This is a genomic window from bacterium (assembly GCA_030654305.1).
Taxonomy (GTDB): Bacteria; Krumholzibacteriota; Krumholzibacteriia; order LZORAL124-64-63; family LZORAL124-64-63; genus PNOJ01.
Window position 1 is genome coordinate 1 of the sequence record JAURXS010000215.1, and the last position, 4878, is coordinate 4878.

At 70.2% G+C, this 4878-nt stretch carries 4 protein-coding genes; 3 read left to right on the forward strand and 1 reads right to left on the reverse strand.

Annotated features, from left to right (window positions below; translation table 11 throughout):
• Positions 1–210 precede the first annotated feature (210 nt).
• Positions 211–1416: a FlgD immunoglobulin-like domain containing protein gene (locus tag Q7W29_05810; protein MDO9171328.1), complete on the reverse strand. Its 1206-nt coding sequence runs from the start codon at positions 1414–1416 to the stop codon at positions 211–213.
• A gap of 125 nt (positions 1417–1541) precedes the next feature.
• On the opposite strand from Q7W29_05810, the gene Q7W29_05815 reads away from it, so the two are divergent.
• The 3 genes from Q7W29_05815 to Q7W29_05825 all read left to right on the forward strand — a co-directional run bounded on the left by Q7W29_05815 (position 1542) and on the right by Q7W29_05825 (position 4773).
• Positions 1542–2771, forward strand: a complete 1230-nt coding sequence (locus tag Q7W29_05815) for an ATP-binding protein (GenBank protein MDO9171329.1) — start codon at positions 1542–1544, stop codon at positions 2769–2771.
• Positions 2768–3418 carry a response regulator transcription factor gene (locus Q7W29_05820; GenBank protein ID MDO9171330.1) on the forward strand — a complete coding sequence of 217 codons (651 nt, stop codon included), beginning with the start codon at positions 2768–2770 and terminating at the stop codon, positions 3416–3418. Before Q7W29_05815 ends, Q7W29_05820 begins: the two co-directional genes overlap by 4 nt.
• Positions 3419–3552: 134 nt before the next feature.
• Complete coding sequence (locus Q7W29_05825; GenBank protein ID MDO9171331.1) at positions 3553–4773, forward strand: ammonium transporter; 1221 nt, start codon at positions 3553–3555, stop codon at positions 4771–4773.
• Positions 4774–4878 lie beyond the last annotated feature (105 nt).

Sequence of the window (4878 nt, forward strand, 5' to 3'; positions counted from 1 at the left end):
ATGAACATGCGCGCCTCCATACAAATAAAACGGCCCGCTCAGCTATGGCGCCAAAGCGGGCTTCCTCTCGCTTTAGCTGGATTTGTATAGCGCCCGCAAGCTGAACTCAAATCGGCGCTGTTCCGTCCCATGATACGACTCTCGCCGGAGATGTCAAGAGCATCGCCGGCAAGCTTTCGCCGCGTCGCGCGGAAGCGGCGGCCGCGGCCGCTACTTCACAAGCGTCATGCGGGTCCACGCCGAGCGGCCGGCGGACCGCGCGCAGCACGAGTAGATGCCCGCAGGCAGAACGCGGCCGAGATCGTCGCGGCCCTCCCAGACCACCTCGTGGCGGCCGGCCGCGTACCACCCCGCGGCCAGTTCGCGCACGCTGCTGCCGGCCAGGTCGTAGACGGTCAGGCGCACCGGGCCCGCCTCGCGCAGCGAGAAGACAACGGTCGTGCGGGGGTTGAACGGGTTCGGGTGGTTGCCGAGCAGCCGCAGGTCCGCGGCGGCGGGCTGCGCGTTGCCGGCGCCGACCACGAAGCTAGGGGCCGAGGCGAGATCGCCGCGACCGGCATTGTAGGTAGCGATGATGTTGATGTGGACATCCTGGCGCGCGTACCCGCCAGCCGGATCGTAGCCGTAGATGTCGTCGTCCACCTGGACGTCATAGACGAAGAGACGCTCGCCGCCTGCCGACGCAGGCGCCCAGGCCAGGCCGGCGGCCCCGACGTCGATGCCGTCCGGGCCGGGCACCATGTCCCGGTTCAGCAGGGTCAGCTCGCCGGTCGCAGCGTCGAGCCGGTAGAGTTCGTTCCAGTACGCGAACACCAGGTCGCCCGAGCCGGTTTCGGTCAGGTCGCACAAGTCCGTCACGTCATACGGCTCTCCGTCCAGCAGCAGCGCGGTCCCCGGGCCGACCGCCAGGCCCGTCTGGAGATCGATGGTGAGCAGATCGTCCGCCGTCGCATCGAGCGCCAGGCAGAGCCCCCCCGCGGTGATCGCGGCGCCCCGGATATCCCGTCCCTCCAGGAAGGGACCGATGATGGTCGCAGAAGCATCTGCCATGGAGATCGAGAGCAGGCGCGAGCCGGCCGCACCGCCGGCGATCTCGAATCCGAAAAGTTGCTGCGCGGCGTTCACCGTGAGACCGTCGACATCGATGGCCGTGCCCGCCCGATTCACCACGCCGACGATCGTCAGCTGCCCTCCGTCCTCCGGGAAGTGGAACAGGGTCGAAGGGGGGCCGCTGACCGGGTCGTGGGACTTGACGCCCCAGATCTCGGCGCCGCCCGTTGCCGCGTTCAGCGTGATCAGCGCAACGAAAACCCAGGCGATGCAAGCCACCTTCATGACGCCCCCCTGCAAACATCCGAATTCGCATGAGATCAACGTATTGTTTAGATGATAGCAGATCGGCGATGGCGTTTCCACGGGGGATCTCCGCGAGCATGGCGATGATGATATCCATTTTCCATGCTGGCTGCGGCCGGCGCCCTTGCGCGCTGCCACATCGGAGTGCCACACTTCAGTCGGCGATCGCACGGAAGGACGGCCCGGTGCACGACGACCACATCCGACACAGCCTCGGCGAACGCGTCAAGGAGCTCACGGCCCTGCATCGCACGGCCCGCTGCCTGCAGGACGCCGAGCGGCCGCTCGACGACCTCATGGCCGAGGTCCTGGCGATCCTACCCGAGGCTTGGCAGTACCCGACGATCACGGCCGCCCGTCTGCGGACCCTGGGCCGCGAGTGGGCCACCACCGGTTTCCGCGATACCCCGTGGCTCCAGCGCGCCGCCTTCACGGCCCGCGACGCGCGCGACGGCGGCGAGATCGCCGGCATGCTCGAGGTCTGCTACCTGGAGCCCCGCCCGGCCGCGGACGAGGGCCCCTTCCTGCGCGAGGAGCGGGACCTGATCGACTCTCTGGCGGACATGCTGCGCCTGCACGTGCAGCACGAGCTGGCCGACGAGGCGCTCCGCGACGCGCGCGACGGCCTCGAGCGCCAGGTGCACGAGCGCACGGCGCAGCTCGAGGCCAGCAACGCCGCCCTGAAGGCGGAGATCGAGGAGCACCGACGGGCCCGCCGCGAGATCGAACTCCACCAGCGCCAACTGCGGCGGCTCGCCTCGGAACTCTCGCTGGCCGAGGCCCGCGAGCGCCGGGCGATCGCCGCCGACCTGCACGACCACCTCGGCCAGGCCCTGGCCTTCGTGAAGCTCCGCCTGGGCGAATTCGCCGGCGACGCCGTGTTCTGCGGCTTCGAGCAGAGCCTGCAGGAGCTGGAGACGCTCATCGACCAGGCCATCCGCTACACCCGCACGCTGACCTGCGAGCTCAGCCCCCCCGTCCTGCACGAGCTGGGCCTGGGCCCCGCCCTGGAGTGGCTGGGCGAACAGGCGCAGGCGCGCCACCGGATCCGTGTCGACGTGCGCGTCGCGCGCGACGCCCAAGCGCCGGGAACGGACCTGGCCGTCATGCTCTTCCAGTGCGCCCGCGAGCTGGTGGCCAACGCCGTGCGCCACGGCCGGCCGCGGCGTGTGCGGATCGACCTTCGCCGCGAGGGCGACGACCTGCGCCTGGAGGTGTCCGACGACGGCGCCGGCTGCGATCCCGCGCGCCTGGTCGAGGCGGTCCCCGCGGACGGTCCTGGCGGCTTCGGGCTGTTCAGCATCCGCGAGAGGCTGCGCCACCTCGGCGGCGGCCTGGAGGCCGAGTCGGCGCCCGGCCGCGGGGCGACGATCGTCCTGCGCGCCCCCCTGACACCGACGGAGGTCCGGCCATGACCCTGCGCGTCGTGCTGGTGGACGACCACCGGATGTTCCGCGAGGCGCTGCGCCCCCTGTTGGCGCAGACACCCGGGTTCGAGATCGCGGGCGAGGCCGGCGACGGGCAGGAAGCCGTCGAACTCTGCGCCCGGCTGGCCCCGGACGTCGTGATCATGGACGTCTCGATGCCCGGCCTCAACGGCCTCGAGGCGACCCGACGCATCCTCGCGGACCGGCCGCGGACGCGCGTGGTCGTGCTCTCGATGCACGCCGACCGCCGCTTCGTGGCCGAGACGCTGCGCGCGGGCGCCGCCGCCTACGTGCTCAAGGACGCCGGCTTCGCCGAGCTCGTCCGGGCCCTGCAGGCCGTGGCCGAGGGCCGCACCTACCTCTCGGAGCCGGTCCGCCAGCTCGTCGTGCAGGAGTACGTGGCCGGCCTGCAGCGCGAGGACCGTTCGGCCTTCTCCCTGCTCAGCGCCCGCGAGCGGGAGGTCCTGCAACTGGTCGCAGAGGGGGCCTCCACGAAGGAGATCGGCGACCGGCTCTCGGTCAGCGTCAAGACGATCGAGACCCACCGCCGCCAGATCATGGAGAAGCTCGACCTGCACAGCGTGGCCGAGCTCACCAAGTACGCGATACGCGAGGGATTGACTCCGCTCGACTGAGCCCGCGGTAAGGGATTTCCACCCCGGAATTCAGGTTCGCCGCCATTGAGGGCCCCCGCGCCGCGCCGCACCCTTGCGGCACGGCGTGCGGAGCCCTTCCGCGCGCCCGCGGGGCCCAACGCGGGAGGATCGCGATGTCGGCGTTCGATTCCGGCCACACCGGCTTCATGCTGGTCGCCACCAGCCTGGTCATGCTCATGACGCCGGGCCTGGCCTTCTTCTACGGCGGCCTGGTCGGCCGCCGCAACGTGCTGTCGATCATGATCCAGAGCTTCGTGTCGATGGGCATCACGACCATCATCTGGTACGTGTGCGGCTACTCGCTGTGCTTCAGCGGGGGCGCGGGCGGGATCATCGGCAACCTGGACCTGGCGTTCCTGCGCGGCGTGGGCCCGCTGACGCCCTTCGGCGAGGGGCACATCCCCCTCTACGTGTTCATCGCCTACCAGATGATGTTCGCCATCATCACGCCGGCCCTGATCACGGGCGCCTTCGCCAACCGCATCCGGTTCGGCGCCTACCTGATGTTCCTGGTCGCCTGGCTGTTCCTGGTCTACTTCCCGTTCGTCCACATGATCTGGGGCGGCGGCCTGCTCGCGAAGTGGGGCGTGCTGGACTTCGCCGGCGGCATCGCGGTGCACAACATCGCCGGCATGGCGGCGCTCGCCTCGGTGCTCTACGTCGGCCGGCGCAAGGTGGCCGACAGCGTGCCGCACAGCATCCCGCTGGTCGCGCTGGGCACCGGCCTGCTGTGGTTCGGCTGGTACGGCTTCAACGCCGGCAGCCAGCTGAAGGTCGACGGCATCACCGGCCTCGCCTTCCTGAACACCGACATCGCCGCCTCCTTCGCCGGCCCCACCTGGATGCTGCTGGCCTGGATCTTCGAGCGCAAACCCAAGTTCCTGGGCCTGCTCACCGGCGCGGTGGCCGGCCTCGCCACCATCACCCCGTGCGCGGGCTACGTCACGCCGGCGAGCGCGATGCTGATCGGCATCCTGGCGGGCGTCGTCTGCTACGGCGCTGTGAGCCTGAAGAACCGCCTGCGCTGGGACGACGCGCTGGACGTCTGGGGCGTGCACGGCGTGGGCGGCGCCCTGGGCATCGTCATGCTGGGCCTGCTCGGCACCACCGCCGTGAACGCGGGCGGCCAGAACGGCCTCTTCTACGGCAACCCGGGCTTCTTCGTGAAGCAGGTCGTCGCGATCCTCGGCTCCTCGGTCTACGCCTTCGGCTTCACCTGGCTGATGCTCGCGGTGATCAACCGCGTCACGCCGGTGCGCACGACCGAGGTCGAGGAGCAGAAGGGTCTGGACGACGCCCTCCACGGCGAAACCGCCTACGAGCAGGGGATCTGAGCGGCGCCACGGCGCGCCGGAAGGAGACGGACATGAATCGCACGACTGTGGCGGCGCTCGCCGTCCTGATCCTGATGAGCGCCGGGGCCGCCCCGGCGCAGACGA

Excerpts from the sequence above, each read along its gene's own strand:
- Q7W29_05820 (MDO9171330.1), top strand. The coding sequence starts at position 2,768 with ATGACCCTGCGCGTCGTGCTGGTGGACGACCACCGGATGTTCCGCGAG.
- Q7W29_05825 (MDO9171331.1), top strand. The coding sequence starts at position 3,553 with ATGTCGGCGTTCGATTCCGGCCACACCGGCTTCATGCTGGTCGCCACC.